A 20,189-nucleotide genomic window follows, 5' to 3' on the forward strand; every position below is an offset into this window, starting at 1 on the left:
GGCGGGCACGGCGTGCCCGCCCGTTTCCCGCTCAGAAGCGGAAGCGCGAGCCGATGCCGAAATACCGGCCCTCGTCGCGGACGTCGCGGGTGTACCGCCGCTCCGGCAGATAGTCGATGTAGCTGCGGAACGGCTTCGCCAGCAGGTTGGTCGCGTCGATCGTCAGCGTCAGCTGCTTGATCGGGTTGTAGCTGATCGAGAAATCGAGCCGCTCGATCGCGAGCACGCCCTCACCGGTGTAGATACCATTGGTGTAGAGGTTGCCGGTCACGAACGGACTGCGCCGATTGTACGACAATCGCGACGAGATGCCGTTGCGTTCGTAGAACAGGGCCGCGTTGTACGTCCATTTCGACACGAACGGGATCCGTACCAGCGGCGGCGTCGGCGGCACGCTGCCATCGGCGTTCGTCGCCAGCGGATAGGCGGTCTTGCCGTCGACATAGGTCACGTTCGCCTGGACGCCGATGCCCTTCAGCGCGCCGGGCAGGAAGTCGAAGAACGTCTGCCCGCCGAGTTCCCAGCCCTTGATCCGGCCGGCGCCCGCATTCTGCGGCGATGTCGTCTGGATTAGGCCGTAGACCGGATCGATGAAGCGCTGGAGGTAGTTCGAGATGAAGCCGTCCAGATCGCGGTAGAAGACCGCGCCCGTGATCGACGCCGTGCGCGAGAAATAATATTCGATCGTCGCGTCGTAGTTGTGCGCCACCAGGGGCCGCAAATTGGGGTTGCCGCCCGAGCCGGTGGCGTTGACCCGGCCGCACAGATTGACCGGGAAGCGCGGATCGCACGGCTCCTCGACGGGCACGCCCGGCGTCGGCGGCGGCGGCGGCGCAGCCTCCGTGATGGTGACCGCCGGATTGAGCTGACTGAAATCGGGCCGGGTGCGCGTCTTGGTCGCGGCTAGCCGTAGCTGGAGCTTGTCCGTCGGCCTGATCCGCATGCTGACGTTCGGCAGGATGTCGAGGTAGTTGGCGTCGGTCGACCGTTCCACCGCGGTCGTCACCCCGCCCGAGGTGACGCGCCCGACACCGCTGTACCGGCCGACGGTGTTGACGACGCGCACGCCGAACAGGCCGTCGATATCCAGGCCGAGCGACGACAGGTCGTAACGCCCCTGGCCATAGACCGCGTAGGTCGTCTCTTCTCCGCGGAAGCCCTGGGTGGGGTCGAGCTGGACGTTCTCGGTGGCGAGCAGCGGCAGGTTGGTCCGCCAGTCACGGATGGCGGCGTCGTTCGCGGCCGTCGCCGGCGTCGTCGCGATCAGCTGCTGCAACGCCGCGATCGAGCGTAGGCGCAACGCCTCCTGATTGGCGATGATCGCACCGCGCGCCGGCGCCAACCAGCTGCGCAAGCCCTGCACGTCGGTGCGGAACGCGTCCTGCGTGGTCACCAGGTCGCCCAGACCCAGGCCGGTGAGCGGGATGTTCAACCGTTCGGTGAACGCGTAGCGCGTGCCGTTGCGCAGCGACCCGTCCCGGTCCGACCAGCGGACGCCGAACTGCAGCTTGGGCAGGATCGATACGTCGGTCTCCAGCTCCAGGTCGGTGCGGCCCTGCCACCCCTTGCCGTTGGTACGGTTGGTCCGCTCGAAATAGCCGCGCCACTTGTAGTTGTTGGGGTCGAGCGCGTCGAAGCCCGGCAGGGCGAAGGCGTTGCCGCCGTCGGCGAAGAACTGCACGGTCGCCACCGGCACGACAGTGGTCGCGGTGTCGAAGCTCCACTCGTCGATGCCGTACTCGCTGCGCGTATAGGCCAGGTCGGCGCTGATCCGCGCACGTCCCGCCTGCCACTTGAAGCCGAGGGCGTTCTGGAACGTGTTTGTGTAGCTCTTGCTGGTGCTGCGGAACGTCTGCGCCCGGTCGCCACCGGTCTTGGTGAAGCTTTCCACCAGATTGTCGGTGCCCTCGACCAGCACCACGTCGCTCAGCGCCGGCGGCGGGCTGCCGCTGCGCAGGAACACGTCGAACTGATCGTTGTAGCCGTCCTGGCGGAAACCCTGGAACAGGAAGTCGTAATAGACCTCCAGGTTCGACGCCGGCTTCCACTGGACGCTCATGTTGCCCGACGGGCGCACGCGCTTGCCGCTGGGGTTGGCGACGGAGACGCGATCGGGATAGCGGAACGAGCGGCCGACCTCGACCGGCGTGGGCCTCTGATTGACGCTGAGCGTGGTGATCGTGCCGCTGCCGACGCGGATGGCGTTGCGGTAGCGCGACTGGTTGTACGATCCGTTGACCAGGATGCCGATCTCGCCGACTGGCGTGTCCTTGCGCACGGCCAGCAGCAGGTTGCCGTTAGGGTCGTACTTGTTGCTCTGGTCGTTGTAGGTGCCGCGGAACCCGCCGGCGATCGTGAACGGCTGGTTGAAGTCGAACGCCCGGCGCGAGCGCACGTTGATGAGGCCGGCGAGCCCCGGCTCCAGCAGGTCCGCGGTGCCCGACTTGTAGACCTCCAGCCCCGCCAGCGCGCCCGCCGGAAAGTCTTGAAGCTGCGAGCGGCGCAGCTCGCCGGTGAAGATATCGCGGCCGTTGAAGGTGGTGGCGAGGTCGGGCAGGCCGCGGACCAGCACCTGGCGTACCTCGTCGCCGAACCGGTCCACCTGGATGCCGGCGACGCGGGCGACCGATTCTGCGGCGGTGTTGTCGGGCAGCTTGCCGATGTCCTGCGCCACGACCACGTCGACGATGGCATCCGCGTCGCGCTTGATCTGCTGCGCGCTGCTCAGGCTGGCACGATAACCGGTGACCACCACGTCGGTCGGGTCGAGATCGCCCGGCCCCGGCACGGCCGTCACCGGCGATTTGGCGGGAACGGGCGTGCCGGCCGACGCCGAGATGCCGACTTGGTCCCCCTCGGAGGACACGCTGCCGGTCGTGCTGGCGTCCGTGTCGGACGGCCGAGCCGCGGACGCGGCATTGCGATCGCCGCTAGCCTCTTTCTGGGCCGGTCTAGCCTTCGAGGCCGGCACGGTGCTGTTCGGTGCTGGTACGCTGCCTGCATCCTGCGCCAGCGCAGGCGCGACGGCGTGCGGCAGCGCGAACGCCGTCGCGGCCACGGTGACCATCAGGTGCAACTTCGATCGATTCGCCTTCATGTTCCCCTCCGTTCGGCTCGGTGAACCCGTGGTTCTTCGCCCACTCGGTTCTCCCTGGTGCTTTGCCGTCGGCGCCGTCGGACGAGGTGCCCGCGCCGCTTGTCACGCACTTGTCCGATTAAAGACCGCCCCGTCAACGAATTTGTGCCACCGCTGGCACAATGTGCTTCAGTTCTACCGGCGAGGAGCCGGACAACTCTATCAAGGAGCGTTCGTACCGGGCACATAGACGGTCCGCGCACGGGCGTGCCCATGATCTGTCGATCCTCGGTCGAATTGGTCGATCGACATCGTGAATATATGGCCCCTAACTGCACTTGGGTTATAGCCTGCTGCGGTTTTGGGAGTGGGATATTTGGACGGCTACCGACCTGTGACGATCAGCGACGTGGCGTCGGCTGCCGGTGTGTCCATTCGAACCGTTTCACGCGTTCTCAATAAGTCGGACAAAGTAGCGGCTGATTCGCGCGAGCGGATCGAAGCCACGATCAGGGATCTCGGCTTCAGCCCCAGCAGTCGCGCGCGGGCCCTGGCGTCGGGGCGTTCGTCGCTGATCGGCGTGGTTCAGGACGACCCCAACGCGCAGGTGATCGGGGTCTTGCAGCGGGGCATCGTCGATATATGTGCCGCGTCGGGCTACGAACTGGTGGTCCACCCGGCCCGCTTCGCGGCGCCCGATCTCGTCGACAACATCCGCGACTTCGCGCTGCGTTCCCGTATCGACGGGCTGATCGTGCTGCCGCCGGTATCGGAGGTGGCGGCGCTGCCCAGGGCGCTGGCCAGGCTGAAGGTGCCGGCCATCGGCATCGCCGCGGTCGGCGTGCCGGGTTACAGCGGCGCCCTGATCAGCGAGGAACGGTCGGCGGCGGCGCTGCTCGGCGAACATCTGATCGCGCTGGGCCATCGCCGCGTCGCCATCATCACGGGACCACGCTGCTTCCATTCCGCCACCGAGCGTGAACGGGGCTTTCGCAGCGCGCTCGATCGGCACGGCGTGACGCTGCCGGACCATTACGTCATGGAGGGCGACTACGGCTTCGCCACCGGCCACGCGCACGCCTCGCACCTGCTCGGGCTGGAGGTGCCGCCGACCGCGATCTTCGGCTGCAACGACATCACCGCGGCCGCGGTCATCAAGGCGGCGCATGACCGGGGATTGCGCGTGCCCGACGATCTCTCCGTCGTCGGCTTCGACGACAGCGAGCTGGCGTCGATGATCTCCCCCGCCTTGACGACGATCCGCCGGCCCTTGCTGGACATGGCGCACGAAGCGACCCGGCGCCTCATCGCGATGATCGACGATCGCGAACGTCCGGATTTTTCGCCCCATCACGTGCCGCTGGGGCTGGTGGAGCGATCCTCCACCGCCCGCTGCCGCTAAGAGTCCGCCCCGCGATGGACCGCCGAGCGGGGCCGTCGCGCGGGATCAGCGATCGCGCCAGCCGAGCCCCAGGGCCTTGTTGACGGCAATGAAGCGCTGGCTGAGCTGCGACCGGGCCTGGACCACCGCCGTCCGCGCCTGAAGCTGCTGCCGCTCGACGTCGAGCTGGTCGATCAGCGTCGCGGTGCCCGCGGCGACGCGCTGGCGGTTGAGGGTGGTGGCGCGGGTGGCGGTCGCCTCGGCTCGGGCGAGTTGGCCGAGCTGCGCGCGCGTGCGGGCGAAGCGCGACAGCGCGGTCTCCGCGTCGGCCAGCGCCTCCAGCACGGTGCGGCGATAGGTCGCCTCCGCCCCGTCGCGCCGCGCTTCCGACACGCGGGTCGCCGCGCGGTTGCGGCCGAAATCGAGGAACGACCAGCTGAGCGACGGCGCCGCCAGCGTCGTCAGCTGGCCCAGGTCGAACACGTCGCCGGGCGCGGTGCCGCCCAGCCCGAGCAATCCGAGGAAGCGGATGCCGGGCAATTCCCTCGCCTTGCTGACACCGATGCCGGCGGTGGCGGCGGCGAGTTCGCGCTCGGCCGCGCGGATGTCGGGCCGGTGGGCGATCAGCGCGGCGGGATCGCCGATCGCGACGCGCGCGGGCGGCAGCGGGATGGCGGCGGCGGGCGCCAGCGTCGCGTCGAGCGCGCCGGGGGTGCGGCCGGTGAGGATGGCGAGCTGGTTCAGATACTCGTCGCTCTGCGCGGCAAGCGGGATGGCGTCCGCCCGCGTATTCTCCAGCTGCACCCGCAGCCGTTCGAGGTCGAGGCGCGAGGCGGTACCGCGCGCCTCGCGCTGGCGCGACAGGTCGAGCTGCCGCTGCTGGAGTGCGGTGGCCTCGGCGTTGAGGCGGATGCGCTGCTGCACCTCGCGCAGGCCGACATAGGATTGGGCGACCTGCGCCGACAGCGACACCTGCGCGTCGGCCAGGTCGGCGACGCGCGCGCCGGCGGTGGCGGTCGCCTGCTCGTTGCCGCGGCGACCGCCGCCGAACAGGTCGACCTCCCACGACGCGTTGAGGCCGAGATTGTAGAAGTCGAGCCCGGTGCCGCCGCTCCCCGCCTCCGCCTGTTCGCCGCCTCCGCTCCCTATCCCGCCGCCGCCGCCGATCCCCGTGCCGGGCAGCTGCGCGTGGATGTAGGTGCCGTTGGCGCTGACGCTGGGCAGCCGGCCGCGCTGCTGCTGGCGCAGCTGCGCCTCCGCCTCGCGGACGCGGGCGGCGGCCTGGTCGATCGTCGGGCTGTGGGCGAGCGCGTCGTCGACCAGCCGGGTGAGCAGCGGGTCGCCCAGCCCCTCCCACCAGCGCGCGAGCGCGGGGGCGGGCGTCGTCGTCCCGGGCTCGGCGCGCACGAAGCGGGCGGCGTCGGACGGCGCGGCGGGTGGACCGGCATAGTCCGGCCCGACGGTGCAGGCGCCGAGCAGCAGCACGGCGGAAAGGGTGGGGAAAGATCGCGTCATCAGTGCACCATCGCCGGCTCGGCGTGTTTCGGCAGGGGCTTCAGGAACAGGATCAGCGGCAGTACCGCGAGCGTGCCGACGCCCATGATCCAGAAGATGTCGTTGAACGTCATGGTCAGTGCCTGGGCCGAGATCTGCTGCGACAGCAGGCGCAGGCCCGCCGTGTCGTTTCCGGTCGCGCGGGCGAGGCCGCCGACATAGTCCTGCACCGCCGGGCTGTTGGCGTTGAGCGACTCCTCGATGCGGCGCGCGTGGAACCAGCTGCGCTGATCCTGGAGGACGGAGATGCCGGCCAGCGCGAAGCTGCCGCCCAGGTTGCGCATCGCGTTGAACAGGCCCGACGCGTCGCCCGCATCCTCCGGCGGGACGGAGCGGACCACCGCCTGGCTGAGGAACAGCATGCCCAGGATCTGGCCGACGCCGCGCAGCAGCTGCGACACGGTGAAGTCCGCGCCGCCCGACGCCACCGTCAGGTTCGCGTCGAGCAGCGCGGAGCTGCCCATGATGACCAGCCCCGCCGCCACCGCGATGCGGATGTCGATCCTCTTCAGCAGGATCGGCACGATCGCCATCATGAACAGGCTGGGGATGCCCGACAGCAGCACCACCTTGCCCGATTGCAGCGCGTTGTAGCCGGCAAGCGCCGCCAGGAATTGCGGAATGGCGTAGCTGGTGCCGTACAGCACGACGCCGAGCACCACGCCCATCAGCGCCACCGCGCCGAACTGCCGGTCGAGCAGCAGCGACAGCTTGATGATCGGCCGCCGCGCGGTCGCCTGCCCGTAGAAGAGCAGGCCGAAGCCGGTGACGGAGACCAGCGCCATCCAGCGGATCAGCTCCGACGAGAACCATTGCTCGCGCTGGCCGTCCTCCAGGAAGACGGTGAGGCCGCCCAGGCCCAACGCCAGGCCGGCGATGCCGAACCAGTCGGCCTGCCAGAACAGGTGCGGCTTGGCCCGCTCGTGCGGCAGGCCGAGCAGCAGCAGGGTGATGAGCACCGCGCTGATCGGCACGTTGATGAAGAAGGCATAGTGCCAGCTGACGTTCTCGGTCAGCCAGCCGCCGACCAGCGGGCCGAGCACCGGTCCCAGGATGGCGGTGACGCCGAACGCGGCGATACCGATCGGCTGCTGCTCGCGCGGCAGGCGCTGGGCGATGATGGTCTGCGCCGTCGGGATCATCGCGCCGCCGGTGAAGCCCTGGCCGACGCGACCGACGATCATCATCGACAGGTTGGTGGACAGGCCGCACACCACCGAGAAGGCGGTGAACAGCCCGGCCGCGATCAGCAGGAAGGTGCGCAGGCCCAGCATCCGCTGCAACCAGGCGGACATGGGGATGATGACGATCTCGGCGACCAGGTACGCGGTGGCGATCCACGTCCCCTCGGTGCCGCTGGCGCCGATCTCGCCCTGGATGGTGGGCAGCGCCGAGTTGACGATGGAGATGTCGAGCGTCGCCATCAGCGCGCCCAGCGTCCCCGCCGCCACTGCCAGCCACGCGGCCGCGTCGGCGCGGGCGGGGCGTGCCGGGGGTGCGAGGGGCAGGGCGGCGCTCGCCATCTCAGCGGGCCCGCTGCTGCTCGTCGCGCAGGCGATCGATGGCCCCCTTGGCGCCGATCGTGTCCACGGTCACAGTGACCGACAGGCCGGGCACCAGCAGCCGGCGCGCGGCCGGGGTCGCCTCGATTGAGATACGCACGGGCACGCGCTGGGTGATCTTGGTGAAGTTGCCCGTCGCGTTCTGCGGCGGCAGCAGCGAGAATTGCGCGCCGGTGCCGGGCGCCAGGCTCTCCACCCGCCCCTTCAGCTCGACACCGTCCAGCGCATCGACGTGGATCGACGCGGGTTGGCCGGGCCGCATCAACGCCAGCTGCGTCTCCTTGAAGTTGGCGGTGATGTACAGCCTGTCGAGCGGCACGATCGACATCAACCGCGTGCCCGCCTGGACGTACTGGCCGACGGTCACCGTCTTGTCGCCGATCCGCCCCCCGATCGCCGCGCGCAGCACCGTCGCGCCGACGTCGACGTTCGCCGATTCGAGCTGCGCCTGCGCCGCCCGCCCCTGCGCGCGGCCCTGCGCCACCTGGCTCTCCAGCGAGCCGACGCGGCGCTGCTGCGCGTCGAGCGCGGCGGCCTGCGCGCGGACGTCGGCGGCGGATTGCCGCGCGGTCGCCTCCAGCTGGGCCAGCCGCTCGCGCGTTTCCGCGCCCGACGCGGCGAGCGGGCGGTAGCGCGCGACCTCGGCGGCGTCGAAAGCGGCCTTGGCGCGGGCGGCGGCCAGCTGCGCGCGCGCCTGCTCGATCGTGGCATATTGTTCGCGGATCTGGGCGCGGGCGGCGTCCGCCTGCGCGCCGGCGACCGCGATCTGCGCCTCCGCCTGTGCGGCCTGCGCGCGCGCGTCGCGCGGATCGATGCGGACCAGCGGCTGGCCCGCCGCGACGTCCTGGTTCTCCGTGACGAGCACCTGCGCGACGTAGCCGGCGACGCGCGGCGCGACGGTGACCATGTCGGCCTGCACCGTCGCGTCGTTGGTCTCCTCCAGATACCGGCCGCGCGTCTCGTACCGCAGGAACCACAACCCGCCCACGACCAGCACGGCGAGGCCGAGCACCAGCAGGATCAGCTTGGCGCGCTGGCTCAGCGCGCGTGCCGGTGGGGCATCGTCGCCGGGCGGCACGTCGCGCGGTGGCTGCTGGTCGCTCATCGAACGTCGAATCCCTCATGAAGACGGGCGCGCAGATAAGCGGACAACTCGTCCGCAACAAGCCGCGATAGCGGCTTGACCTGATCCGCCGGCGGATCGATCGTGCGGCACGGGCCGGAGACAGCGATCTCCTGCCGAAAGGGAGAGGGATCATGAGAACGCGTATCGCCGCCGCCCTGCTGCTGGGCAATGTCATGGTCCCGGCCGCGCAGGCACAGGCACAGGCACAGGCGCAGACCGGCGCCACGGCCGATGCCGGGGCCGATCCGGTCGGCCGCGTGGTCGTGTTCGGCGACAGCCTGTCCGACGGCGGCTATTACCTGACGCTCGACCTGCGGTTGCCGCGCGACGCAGGCAGCTTCACCACCAACCCCGATCCGGTCGCGCCTGAGGTGATGGCAGCACGGCTGGGGCTGCCGCTCGCGCCCGTCTACGGCCAGGGGGGCACCAACTACGCGGTGGGCGGCGCGCGGGTAACGGCGGCGAACGCGCTGTCGATCCCGATCGCGACGCAGATCAACAACTTCCTCGCCGCCGGCGGCAGCTTCGGGCCGCGCGACCTGGTCTACATCCAGGGTGGCGGCAACGACTTCTTCGCGTTCCAGGCGGGCGGCGGCACCAACAACGGTCTCCTGACGACCGCGGCGACGCAGCTCGCCGCGCAGGTGACGCGCCTGCAAACGGCGGGGGCGAGCCGCATCGTCACGCTGGCGGTGCAGTCGGGCGGGCAGGCCGGCCTCCAGCTGTTCAACCGCACCTATGCCGCCGCGCTCGCCTCGGCGAACGTCAACGCGCTGTATTTCGACACCGACCGGCTGTTCAACGAGCTGGTCGCGAGCCCCGCCACCTACGGCTACACCAACATCACCGGCGTCGCCTGCACGGTGCCCTCCTCGCTCGCCTGCACGCGCGCGACGCTGGTCTCGCCCAATGCCAACGAGACGTACATCCTGGCCGATTCCGTCCACCCCGCCGGCATCACCCAGCGCATCCAGGGGCAGGCGATCGCCAGCCTGGTGCAGGCGCCCGAGCAGATCGCGGGGCTCGGCTACGCCGCGCAGGCGACGTTCCGGGCGCACCGCGACCTGTTCGAGGCGGCCGAGCGCGGCGGATCGCAGCGGATCGGGCGCGGCCTGTCGGTGTTCGGCAGTGCCGCCTATCATTACTACGGCAATGACGGGTCGGCGCAGCGCGTCGGCATCAATCAGCGCGGCTTCACCGGGGCGGGGGGCGTCGACCTGGCGATCGGCGACGCGTCCGGCATCGGCGTGGCCGGCGGCTACTCGGACGGAACCGGCCGGTTCGACGCGGGCGCAGGCAGCTACAAGCCGCGCGCGTGGTCGGCCAGCGGCTATGCCCGCGGCGAGCTGGGGCCGGTACGGCTGCTGGCGGACGGGACCTACGGCGAGATCGACTATCGCCGGATCACGCGGCAGGTGCAGCTCGGCCCGGCGATCCGGCGTCATGACGGCAACACCGACGGCAACTACGTCGCCGGCCGGCTCACCGCCGCGGCCGACCTGCTGACCGCCGGCGGCGTCGCGCTCGGCCCCGACGTGGCGGTGCAGTATGATCGGGTGCGGCTGGCCGGCTATGCCGAGAGCGGCGGCTTCTCGACCGGGGCGGCCTTCGGCCGGCAGGAGGTGGAGAGCCTGACCGGCCGGTTCGGCGCGGTGGTGCGGTCGCTGCCGGGGCAGCCGGTGCGGATGTTCGCGCGCGCTGGGTACGAGCGCGAGTTCGACGACGATCCGCGCGCCATCACGATCACGCCGACGGGGGCGCCGATCAGCTTCACCGGCGACGTCGAGCGGGCGAAGCGCGATTACATGAGCTACGCTTTCGGCGTCGACGGCCGGGTCGCCGGCCCCTTGTCGGTGCGTGCCGGCGTGTCCGGCTATGCGCTGCGCGACGATCGCGACAGCGTCACGGCATTCGCGGGACTATCGGCGGCGTTCTGAGTTCGGGCCTCTGCAAAAATCCTCCGTCATGCCGGACCCGTTCCGGCATCCACCGTGCCGCAAATCAGCAAGCTGTTGATTTCGCGGCATCGTGGACCCCGGAACAAGTCCGGGGTGACGGGAAGAACTGCTCTCGGAAGAGCTTCGCAGAAGCATCCCCTTTGCCGGAGCACGCCCGGCGCTTCGACGTGACCTGTCGAACGCTACCGCGCGGCCGCGGCGGCGATCCGGGCGAGAAGCTGTTTCTTCAGCGCGCCGCTGGCGAGGTGCGCGTCGACCTGGTCGTGGCGCTCCTTGGTCAGCTGGCGGCGGATGTCGCTCACCGTGCGGCAGCTGCCGGCGTCGGCCAGTTCGAACGCGCGCTCCAGCGTCGTCATGCGACCGATCCTCGTGTCACGGGGCCGGCATCGCCCGCCGCGCCGGAGGGCGAACGGCAGGGAAGTTGCCGGGCGAGGGAGGGGGGCCGCAGATCGCTCATGACGGCATCCTACTCCTGACGGGTCGAGACCGCCACCGCAACGATCAGCGGCGGCGCGGAACGGATGGATTGAGCAAGGGTGGCGCGATCGTCAGTCCGCTGGCCTTGGCCAGTTCGGCCTGATGCTCGGCCGCGCGGATGTGCATGGCGCGGACTTCCTCCATCGGCGACTCGACCGCCAGCGCGACATGATGAGTCAACAGGTCGCGGGGGTCTTGCAGGAACGGCGAACGGCGCATCATGGCTCCTCCCCCACGTCAACGCGTCATGACGCCACATAGGTCCGAATCGCGACGATCAGCCGCGCCACGCGTCCATCGCCGCACGATAACGGGCATCCGCCTCGTCCCGCGCGCGTTCGAGCGGGGCGACGACGCGGGCATGGGCGCGGTCGAGCGCACGCCGCTCGCGGGCCAGCGCGGCTTCCCGGTCGGCCAGTTCGCGCGAGGCCGCATCGTGGTCGCTCTCGGCCTTGTCGAGTGCCGCCTGCGCCGCGTCGAGATCGTCGCGGGTCGGGCGCGGCTTGGCCGACGGTTTCGTCTCGGCGGCCTTCGCACGCGGTCGGCGCGTCGATGGTGGCAGGGCGGCGAGGTGCTCGGCCATCGTGCCGCGCACCTTGCGGACGACCTCGCCCGGTGAGGCGAGCGGCTCGCGGGTCAGCGCCGGGTCGGTCACCTGCTCGGCGAGGCCGCGGGCGAACAGGTCGGCGTCGGCACCCCAGGCGGCGAGCGCGGCCTTGCGGCTGGGTGCGGCGACATAGGCGTCGTGAAAGCCGATGGGTGTACGGAACACCTTGAGCGCGCGGACCATGACGCCATGAACGCGCAAAGACCGTGCGGGGAGCCGAACGTCGCACCGGGACGTTGCCGCCGACAGCATGGAGCAGACCAGCATGACCGATTTCCGCGTGACGATCGACCGGACGGGCGGCCCCGACGTGATGCGGAACGAGCCGGTCGACGCCGCCGCCCTGATCCCGGGTCCGGGCGAGGTGCGGGTGCGCCAGACGGCCGTCGGCCTCAACTTCATCGATACCTATCAGCGATCCGGCCTCTACCCCGTCGCGCTGCCGAGCGGCTTGGGGGCGGAAGCCGCGGGCGTGGTGGAAGCGGTCGGCGACGGCGTCACCGACCTGGCGGTGGGACGTCGCGTCGCGTACGGCACCGGGCCGCTCGGCGCCTATGCCACGGTGCGGCTGATCCCCGCGGAGCATCTGGTGCCACTGCCCGACGACGTCGGCAACGAGGCGGCCGCGGCGGCGATGCTGAAGGGGATGACCGCCTGCTACCTGATCGAGCAGTGCGCGGAGGTGCGACCCGGCCAAACGGTGCTGGTCCACGCGGCGGCGGGTGGCATGGGGTCAATCCTGGTGCCGTGGCTCGCGCATCGCGGCGCGGTGGTGATCGCTCATGCCGGAACGGCGGAGAAGGCGGAACGGGCGCGGGAGGCGGGGGCGGCGCACGTGCTGTCCTGCCCGATGGCGACGCTCGCGTCGGAGGTCCGGGCGCTGACCGGCGGGGCGGGGGTGGAGGTGGTGCTGGACGGCGTCGGGGCGGCGAGTTGGGACGCATCGCTCGCGAGTCTCGCGCCGACGGGGCTGTTGGTCAGCTACGGCAATGCGAGCGGCGCGGTCCCGCCCTTCACCGCGCTCGACCTGATGAAGGCGGGATCGGTATTCGTGACGCGCCCGACGCTCGCCCATTACGGCGCCACGGCGGCGCAGCGCCGCCATCTGGCGGAGCGGGTGTTCGCGATGATGGCCGCGGGGCTGCCCTTCCCCATCGGCCAACGTTTCTCCCTGCACGACGCCCCCGCCGCTCACCGCGCCATCGAGGGCCGGGGAACGCATGGCGCGACGGTCATGACGGTGTAGGGGCGCTCGACCGCTCGGCACCTGTCACGGGCGACCGCCCCCACGTCCGTCGCGCGTTCCGCTCTTCGTCGCCTCGGCCTCGTGCCCGGATCGGGCTCCGGTGACGCTACTCGTGGAACGGATCGACGACGTGGTGACGCGCGCGCAGGTAGATGTCGCCGACCAGGCGCAGCGGGCTGACGTCGACGTCGGAGACGCCGGCGCGCACGATCGCGGCGAAGCGGCGGTAGAGGCCGGGATATTCGCCGTGCAGATCGGTGTCCGCCGCGGGCGCCGTGCCGCCGTCGATCGACAGCACGCCGCCGCCCTGCGCCAGCGTCAGCGTGCCGGCGTCGGTCTCGACCACGATGTCCCAGCTCTGCGGGCCTTCCTGCCGGAAATCGAGGTCCATCGCGATCGGCGCGCCGGCGGTGTCGCGAAAGGCGACGCGCGCGGCGATCGGGGCGGCGCGGTTCTCCGGCACGTCCAGCTCGGCGGTCTCGACGAAGAAGGGGTGCGGCAGGATGCGCGTCGCGATCGACAGCGCGTTGATGCCGGGATCGAACACGCCGAAGCCGCCCGGCTCCCAGATCCAGTCCTGGCCCGGATGCCAGACGCGCACGTCCTCGCGCCAGGTGATCGTCGCGCGGTGGATCGTGCGGCCGGCCAGCCAGTCGCGCGCCGGCTCCACTCCATCGGCGTAGCGCGAGTGCCAGCTGGCGAACAGGCTGACGCCCGCCGCGGCGGCCGCGTCGCGCAGCGCGATCACCTCGGCGAGCGTCGCGCCGGGGGGCTTCTCCAGGAACACGTGCCACCCTTGCGCGATGGCGAACTGGGCGATGCTGCGGCGGACCTGCGGCGGCGTGCAAAGCGCCACGGCGTCGACGACGGTGCCGCTGGCGGCGAGCTGCTCGATGTCGCGGAAATGCGGCACGCCGTCGACGCCGTCGCCCTGACGGCTGACGGTCGCGACCAGGTCGAAGTTCGACGTGGCGGCGATGGCGGGCAGGTGCTGGTCGCGAGCGATCTTGCCCAGGCCGACGACTGCGATGCGGATCGGCGCCGTCACAGTGCGCGCACCGTGACGGTCTCGGCCGCGGCGATCGCCAGCGTGTTGCGCAAGGGGAGGGTGAAGGGGGCTGCGTCGATCTCGAACACGTCTCCCTCGCGCGTGGTCACGCCATCGGCGACCGACAGGGTGGCGGTGCCGAAGAAGTGGACGTGGATGTCGCCGGGTCGGCGGAAGCCGGCATATTTGAAATGGTGCGCCTCCAGATTGGCCAGGTGGTGCGACATGTTGTCCTCTCCGGTCAGGAACGGCTTCTCCCACAATGTCTCGCCGGCGCGGACGATGCGGCTGGTGCCGCGGATGTCCTTGGGCGGGTCGCCGAGCAGCAGTTCGGCGCCCAGCGCCGCCTGGCGCAGCTTGCTATGGGCGAGCCACAGGTAATTGTGCCGCTCGGTCACGTGGTCGCTGAACTCGTTGGCGAGCGCGACGCCAAGGCGCAGCGGCGTGCCGTCCTCGCCGATCAGGTAGATACCGGCGAGTTCCGGCTCCTCGCCCCCGTCCTGCGCGAAGGCGGGGGACAGCAGCGGCTGTTCCGGCCCGACCAGCGCCTGGCCGTCGCCCTTGTAGAACCATTCGGGTTGCTGCCCCGTCTCGCCCGCTACGGGCTTGCCGCCCTCGACGCCCTCCAGGAACATGCGCATCGAATCGGTCTGGTGCTCGGCATCCGCGGCGGCCTTGTGCATCGCGTCGCGTCCCGAGGCGGAGCCGAGATGGGTCAGGCCGGTGCCGGCCAGCATCAGCCGCGCCGTGTCGGGATGGTCGATCGCCGGCAGCAGGCGGCCGGCGGCGAGCTCGGCGGCGAGGTCGACGGTCTCGTCCCCGCGCCGTGCCCGAGCGGCGTCGGCGAGCGACATGCCGTCGGTGACCGCGGCCAGCGCGAGGTCGCGCGTGGTCGCGACCTCGCGCAGGGAGTGGGCGGCGTCGCCCTCCGCCAGGATCACGCGGCGGATGCCGTCGGGTGCGCGGTGCTGGATCAATCGGGTCGCGGTCATGCTGGGTCCTCGGAAACGGAGATGAAGCGGGCGGCGTCGCGCGCCACCGCGGATGCGGGCTTTCCCGCGCGCTGCGCGGCGAGAGAGGCGGGGGCGGCCCCCTCGGCAGGGAACAACGTCGGCGCGGCGTCGAAACGGCGGGTCATCGCGTCTTCTCCCACAAGAGGCGGAGCCCCGCCGCGAAGGCGTGGGTGCCGTCGAGTGGCACGACCTCCGCGCCGTTCTCGCCGATGGCGGCGGCGTAGAGATCGACGAGAGGACCGTTGCCGAGCAGGTGGACGCGGCCACCCGGCGCTCGCCCGGCGACGTCGGCGCCGATCAGCAGGCCGCTGGCGAACGACGCGGCGTCCGCCGGGGCGACCGTTCCGAGCAGCACGCCCGCGCGCACGCCGAACAAGGCGGTGGCGAGCCCCGCCTCGCTCCGCGCGCGCGCGAGCCCCTCGCGGAAGGCGGGGCCGTCGGTCACGGGCGCGTCGAGCATCCCCGCGAGCGTGCCGTGCCGGCGGAGCAGCGCGAACAGCTCCCCCGTCATCGTCGTGGCGAAGCCGGTGATGCGGTCGCCGGCCACGTCGATCCACTTGTTGTGCGTGCCCGGCTGGCAGAACAGCGCGGCGCCGTCTGCCTCGGCCCGCGCCACACCCACAGCAACCGCCCCCACCACCTGCACCTCCTCGCCGCGCATCACGTCGGCACGGGGGTGGCGCTGGGCCACGCCGGGCAGGATTGTGACCGCGTGCGCCTCGTCACGCCACGCGCCGCGGGCCAGTGTGTCGAGATCGGCGGGCACGTCGACATACGGCACGTCGCGCCAGCCCCGATTGGAGCCGATCATGCCGGCCGCGACGATCGGTCGGTTGCCCAACCGTCCGCGGATCGCGGCGAACTCGCCGGGATAGTCGTTTCGAGAGAGGGAGAGGACGCCGCGATCGTCGGAGAAGCCGTCCAGCACCACGCCGTCGTCGCCGATCAGCGCGGCGCGGCGGTTGGTGGTGCCCCAGTCGACGGCGATGTAGGTGGCCGCTGACGGCACCCGGCGTTCCTCTCTCTTTTATTTGTTGGACAATATCGCGGTGCTGGTCACCGTCAAGCCGGTTTGCCGTCGACCAGCCGCGGCCCCGCCGCACCGTCGCGCAGCTCGGGCGGGAGCAGCAGCTCGGGCAGGTCTTGGTAGCAGACCGGCCGCAGGAACCGATCGATCGCCAGCGTTCCGACCGAGGTGGAACGGCCGTCCGAGGTGGCGGGGAAGGGGCCGCCATGGACCATCGCGGGCGCGACCTCCACACCCGTCGGCCAACCGTTGGCGAGCACGCGACCGGCCTTGCGCTCCAGGATCGGCACCAGCCGGCGGGCGGGCTCGTGATCTGCCTCGTCGAGCAGGATGGTGGCGGTCAACTGTCCCTCCACCGTGTCCAGGATGGCGGCGAGTTCGTCCAGGTCGCGGCAGCGGACGATGAGGGACGAGGCGCCGAACACCTCCTCGGTCAAGGCCGGGTCGCTGCGGACGGCGGCGGCGTCGGTGACGAACAGGCGCGCCGTCTCGCTGGCGACACCGTCGCCGGCCTGGCCGCAGGCGAGTTCGCGCACCGCGGCGTTGCCGGCGAGCGCGGCGGTACCCTCGGCATAAGCGGCGCGGATGCCGCCGGTCAGCATCGGCTGCGGCGCGTGGCCGCCCAGCGCCTCGGCCGCCGCCGCCTCGAACGCGTCGATGCCGTCGCCCTCGACCGCGAGCACCAGCCCCGGATTGGTGCAGAACTGGCCCGCGCCCATCGTCAGCGAGCCGACGAACGCGGTGCCGAGCGCCGCGCCGCGCGCGGCGAGCGCCGCGGGCATGACGACGACCGGGTTTACGCTCGACATCTCCGCGTAGACGGGGATCGGCACGTCGCGCGCCTGCGCCAGCCGGACGAGCGCGAGGCCACCCGCGCGCGATCCGGTGAAGCCGACCGCGGCGATGCGCGGGTCCTGGACCAGCGCGGTGCCGAGCGCGTTGCCCGGCCCCGCGACATGGCCGAACACGCCGTCGGGCATCCCCGTGCGCTGTGCTGCGGCGCGGATCGCGCCCGCCACCATCGCGTCGGTGCCGGGATGCGCCGGATGGCCTTTGACGACCACCGGGCAGCCCGCCGCCAGCGCCGCGGCGGTGTCGCCGCCGGCGGTGGAGAAAGCGAGCGGGAAGTTCGAGGCGCCGAACACCGCCACCGGCCCCAGCGGCACCATGCGCATGCGCAGGTCGGCGCGGGGCAGCGGCTGGCGATCGGGCATGGCGGGGTCGATCCGCACCTGCCGCCACAATCCGTCGCGGACGACCTGGGCGAACAGCTTCAGCTGGCCGACGGTACGACCGCGCTCGCCGGTCAGTCGAGCGAGCGGCAGCCCGCTCTCGCGGGCCGCACGGTCGAGCAGCGCGTCGCCGAGTGCCATGATCTCCTCGCCGATCGCCTCCAGGAAGGCGGCACGGGCCTCGGCGTCCGTCTCGCGATAGGCGTCGAAGGCGGCGGTCGCGGCGGCGCAGGCGGCGTCCACGTCGGCGACGGTGCTGATCGGGTAATCCGGCTCGATCGGCTGCCCGGTGGCGGCCTCGATCCCGCGGAAACGCTGTGCGTCGGCCTCGGCCATGACTTGATCCTTTAATGTCTGACTTGAGGCGGGGTATAGGTGCCGCCTGTCGAACCGGCAACCGCCGGTCGCGAAGGAGAGGCGATGATGGGCGACGTACGCAATCTGTGGCGCGGCGAGATGCTGCTGGGCGAGGGGCCGGCCTGGGACGTGCGTGCCGGCTGCTTGTGGTTCGTCGACATCAAGGCGCCGCGCGTCCACCGCTACGATCCCGTGACGGGCGGGGTGGAGGCGTGGGAGGCACCGACGCAGGTCGGCTGGGTGCTGCCCGCCGCCGACGGCACGCTGATCGCGGGATTGCGGAGCGGGCCCGCCCGCTTCGATCCCGCGACCGGCCGTTTCCACCATCTCGCCGCGCCAGACCCGCATCCCGCGCATAACCGGCTGAACGACGCCACGGTCGCGCCCGACGGCACGATCTGGTTCGGCACCATGGACGACGAACAGCAGCGCGCCACCGGACGCGTGTTCCACTTCGATGGGAAGGCGGTGGCGGCGACTGGCATCGATCCGGTGACGATCACCAACGGCCCGGCGAGCAGCCCGGACGGGCGGCTGCTCTACCACGTCGATACGACGGGCGGGATGATCCACGCGGTGCCGATCGACGCAGAAGGGCGGACGGGCAGCCCGCGCCTCTTCGCGCGGATCGATGCCGCGGACGGCCATCCCGACGGCGTCACCGTCGATGCGGGCGGCAACGTCTGGGTGGGATTGTGGGGCGGCTGGCGCGCGCGGCTCTACTCGCCCGAGGGCGCGGTGCTGCGTGAGGTGCGGCTGCCGGCGGCGAACGTCACCAAGGTGGCGCTGGGCGGACCAGACCTGCGCACCGCCTTCGTCACCACCGCGCGGATCGGGCTGGACGACGCCGCGCTCGCCGATCAGCCGGACGCGGGCAGCCTGTTCTCGTTCGAGGTCGAGGTGCCCGGCCAGGCATTGCCGCCGGCGCGGGTGTGACAGGCGGCCGAGGCGGCGAGGTCATCGGATCAGCCGGGGCGAGTTCCGGTTGATCGCGCGACCCTCGCCTCGCGTCGGACCCATCCAGCGCAGAAGGATCTTTCGCCCTATAATCCACCCCGGCCTTCGCCGGGGCGGTCACGAAGTCGGAGGTCGATCCGTCCTGGCAGGACGGGAAGGATCGACCAAGCTCAGTGCGTGGTTTCGGCGACCGGGTCGGGCAGCGGCGCGGTGACCTTGGCGCCCCATACGGCGTAGAACAGGATGTAGAGTTCGCACGCCGCGGTCAGCAGGAACGAGGTCTGCAGGCCATAGGCGTCGGCGATCCAGCCCTGTACCACGACCAGCGCGCCGCCCGCGATCGCCATGATGAGCAGGCCCGACCCTTCCTCGGTCAGCGGCCCCAGGCCCTTGATCCCCAGCGTGAAGATCGTCGGAAACATGATCGAGTGGAACAGCCCGACCAGGATCAGCGACCACATGGCGATCGGCCCGGTGGTGAATACGGTGATCAGCATCACCACGAACGCGCCGATCGAGAAGACGGCCAGCACCGTCTCGGCGCGGATGCGCTGCATGATCGCGGAACCGGCGAAGCGGCCGATCATCATGCCGCCCCACAGCAGCGCCAGATAGCGGCCCGCCTGCTCGTTGGTCAGGTTGGCGATCTCCGGCTGGCTGACGAAATTGACGAACAGGTTGGCGACGCCGATCTCCGCGATCAGGTAGATGAAGATGGCGGGGACGCCGAACACCAGGTTGCGGTGCTTCCACAACGAATGGTTCTTGCGGTCGGCCTTGGCGACCCGGCTGGTGGCGCTGCCCATCGCGGGCAGCGGGAAGCGCGCGATCACCACCGCCAGCACGGCAAGCACCACCGCGACGATGACGTAGGGCAGGATCACCGACTGCGCGTCGGCCAGCCGCTCCGCCTCCGTCAGCACGGTGCCGGTGGCGGCGGTGCCGCCCTTTGACCGGCCGAGGATCAGATAGGCGCCGAACAGCGGCGCGAGCATGGTGCCGGCCGAGTTCATCGCCTGTACCAGGTTGAGCCGTGACGAGGCGGTCTCGCTCGGCCCGATCACCGCGACGTACGGGTTGGCCGCGACCTGGAGCAGCGTAATACCGCTGGCGATCACGAACAGCATGATCAGCGTCACGCCGTAGGAGGGGAGGCTGGCCGCCAGCACCATGCCGAGCGCGCCCGCCGCCATCGTCAGCAGGCCGATCACCAGCGATTTCTGATAGCCGACCCGCTCGATCAGCTTGGCCGCGGGGATGGAGGCGAAGAAATAGGCGATGAACCACACGCTCTCGATCAGCGTCGTCTGGGTATAGTTGAGGTCGAACACGCTGCGCAGGTGCGGCAGCAGCGTGTTGTTGATGACGGTGATGAACCCCCACATGAAGAACAGGCTGGCGAGCAGCCCTAGCGCCCGGCCGTAGGAGGCTCCCGGCGGCGCCGCGGTCGCCCGGCCCCCAGATGCGATCGGTCCCGCCATCGTGCTCTCCTCTTCGCAGCGTCCTCGCCGTCGGGGCGCTTGCATCGTTTCAATATGTCCGACTATATTCGTCGGCGGTGATCGGTC

Annotated in this window: 17 protein-coding genes; 4 read left to right on the forward strand and 13 right to left on the reverse strand. The window is 70.9% G+C overall.

What is annotated here, in order from left to right; translation table 11 throughout:
- Positions 1 to 31 precede the first annotated feature (31 nt).
- A complete protein-coding gene (locus BM145_RS05385; protein ID WP_245739091.1) occupies positions 32 to 3,097 on the reverse strand; it encodes a TonB-dependent receptor in 3,066 nt (1,021 codons plus the stop codon).
- A gap of 373 nt (positions 3,098 to 3,470) precedes the next feature.
- Between BM145_RS05385 and BM145_RS05390 the strand changes: the two genes are divergently transcribed.
- A complete protein-coding gene (locus BM145_RS05390; protein ID WP_245739093.1) occupies positions 3,471 to 4,478 on the forward strand; it encodes a LacI family DNA-binding transcriptional regulator in 1,008 nt (335 codons plus the stop codon).
- Between the two features lie 45 nt (positions 4,479 to 4,523).
- Here the strand turns inward: BM145_RS05390 and BM145_RS05395 are convergent, their stop codons facing one another.
- From BM145_RS05395 to BM145_RS05405, 3 genes are read right to left on the reverse strand one after another with little or no spacing between them, the layout of a single operon-like run.
- Complete coding sequence (locus tag BM145_RS05395) at positions 4,524 to 5,972, reverse strand: efflux transporter outer membrane subunit (protein ID WP_093332268.1); 1,449 nt, start codon at positions 5,970 to 5,972, stop codon at positions 4,524 to 4,526.
- On the reverse strand, positions 5,972 to 7,534 hold the full coding sequence (locus BM145_RS05400) for an MDR family MFS transporter (RefSeq protein WP_093332271.1): 1,563 nt from the start codon (positions 7,532 to 7,534) through the stop codon (positions 5,972 to 5,974). The genes BM145_RS05395 and BM145_RS05400 overlap by 1 nt, the downstream gene beginning before the upstream one ends.
- A 1-nt stretch (position 7,535) precedes the next feature.
- Positions 7,536 to 8,678 carry an HlyD family secretion protein gene (locus BM145_RS05405; protein WP_093332273.1) on the reverse strand — a complete coding sequence of 381 codons (1,143 nt, stop codon included), beginning with the start codon at positions 8,676 to 8,678 and terminating at the stop codon, positions 7,536 to 7,538.
- Positions 8,679 to 8,830: 152 nt separating this feature from the next.
- On the opposite strand from BM145_RS05405, the gene BM145_RS05410 reads away from it, so the two are divergent.
- Positions 8,831 to 10,636 (forward strand): autotransporter domain-containing protein, encoded by a 1,806-nt coding sequence (locus BM145_RS05410; protein ID WP_093332276.1) that lies wholly within the window; start codon positions 8,831 to 8,833, stop codon positions 10,634 to 10,636.
- Positions 10,637 to 10,839: 203 nt separating this feature from the next.
- On the opposite strand, the gene BM145_RS15970 is transcribed toward BM145_RS05410, so the two are convergent.
- The 3 genes from BM145_RS15970 to BM145_RS05420 all read right to left on the reverse strand — a co-directional run bounded on the left by BM145_RS15970 (position 10,840) and on the right by BM145_RS05420 (position 11,924).
- Complete coding sequence (locus BM145_RS15970) at positions 10,840 to 11,013, reverse strand: hypothetical protein (protein WP_177200090.1); 174 nt, start codon at positions 11,011 to 11,013, stop codon at positions 10,840 to 10,842.
- Between the two features lie 145 nt (positions 11,014 to 11,158).
- A complete protein-coding gene (locus BM145_RS05415; RefSeq protein WP_093332278.1) occupies positions 11,159 to 11,356 on the reverse strand; it encodes a hypothetical protein in 198 nt (65 codons plus the stop codon).
- A gap of 55 nt (positions 11,357 to 11,411) precedes the next feature.
- Positions 11,412 to 11,924, reverse strand: coding sequence for a hypothetical protein (locus BM145_RS05420; protein WP_093332281.1), 513 nt, complete (start codon positions 11,922 to 11,924; stop codon positions 11,412 to 11,414).
- A gap of 82 nt (positions 11,925 to 12,006) precedes the next feature.
- Between BM145_RS05420 and BM145_RS05425 the strand changes: the two genes are divergently transcribed.
- Positions 12,007 to 12,987, forward strand: a complete 981-nt coding sequence (locus BM145_RS05425) for a quinone oxidoreductase family protein (RefSeq protein WP_093332425.1) — start codon at positions 12,007 to 12,009, stop codon at positions 12,985 to 12,987.
- A gap of 106 nt (positions 12,988 to 13,093) precedes the next feature.
- Here BM145_RS05425 and BM145_RS05430 read toward each other — a convergent pair whose 3' ends face one another.
- Genes BM145_RS05430 through BM145_RS05445 form a run of 5 tightly spaced genes read right to left on the reverse strand, consistent with a single transcriptional unit; the run spans position 13,094 to position 17,643 of the window.
- Positions 13,094 to 14,035: a Gfo/Idh/MocA family protein gene (locus BM145_RS05430; protein ID WP_093332284.1), complete on the reverse strand. Its 942-nt coding sequence runs from the start codon at positions 14,033 to 14,035 to the stop codon at positions 13,094 to 13,096.
- The gene (gene araD1 / locus BM145_RS05435) at positions 14,032 to 15,027 is read right to left on the reverse strand and encodes an AraD1 family protein (protein WP_093332289.1); all 996 of its coding nucleotides are present in this window, start codon (positions 15,025 to 15,027) and stop codon (positions 14,032 to 14,034) included. Before araD1 ends, BM145_RS05430 begins: the two co-directional genes overlap by 4 nt.
- Positions 15,024 to 15,173 (reverse strand): hypothetical protein, encoded by a 150-nt coding sequence (locus BM145_RS15975; RefSeq protein WP_177200091.1) that lies wholly within the window; start codon positions 15,171 to 15,173, stop codon positions 15,024 to 15,026. The genes araD1 and BM145_RS15975 overlap by 4 nt, the downstream gene beginning before the upstream one ends.
- Positions 15,170 to 16,057: a 2-dehydro-3-deoxygalactonokinase gene (locus BM145_RS05440; RefSeq protein ID WP_093332290.1), complete on the reverse strand. Its 888-nt coding sequence runs from the start codon at positions 16,055 to 16,057 to the stop codon at positions 15,170 to 15,172. The genes BM145_RS15975 and BM145_RS05440 overlap by 4 nt, the downstream gene beginning before the upstream one ends.
- Positions 16,058 to 16,110: 53 nt before the next feature.
- On the reverse strand, positions 16,111 to 17,643 hold the full coding sequence (locus tag BM145_RS05445; protein ID WP_093332291.1) for an aldehyde dehydrogenase (NADP(+)): 1,533 nt from the start codon (positions 17,641 to 17,643) through the stop codon (positions 16,111 to 16,113).
- 84 nt (positions 17,644 to 17,727) lie between these two features.
- Here BM145_RS05445 and BM145_RS05450 point away from each other — a divergent pair, with 84 nt between their 5' ends.
- Positions 17,728 to 18,600: an SMP-30/gluconolactonase/LRE family protein gene (locus tag BM145_RS05450; RefSeq protein ID WP_093332292.1), complete on the forward strand. Its 873-nt coding sequence runs from the start codon at positions 17,728 to 17,730 to the stop codon at positions 18,598 to 18,600.
- A 191-nt stretch (positions 18,601 to 18,791) separates the two neighbouring features.
- Here the strand turns inward: BM145_RS05450 and BM145_RS05455 are convergent, their stop codons facing one another.
- Positions 18,792 to 20,102 (reverse strand): sugar MFS transporter, encoded by a 1,311-nt coding sequence (locus BM145_RS05455; protein ID WP_093332293.1) that lies wholly within the window; start codon positions 20,100 to 20,102, stop codon positions 18,792 to 18,794.
- Positions 20,103 to 20,189 lie beyond the last annotated feature (87 nt).

Source organism: Sphingomonas rubra (assembly GCF_900115745.1).
Lineage (GTDB): Bacteria > Pseudomonadota > Alphaproteobacteria > Sphingomonadales > Sphingomonadaceae > Sphingomonas > Sphingomonas rubra.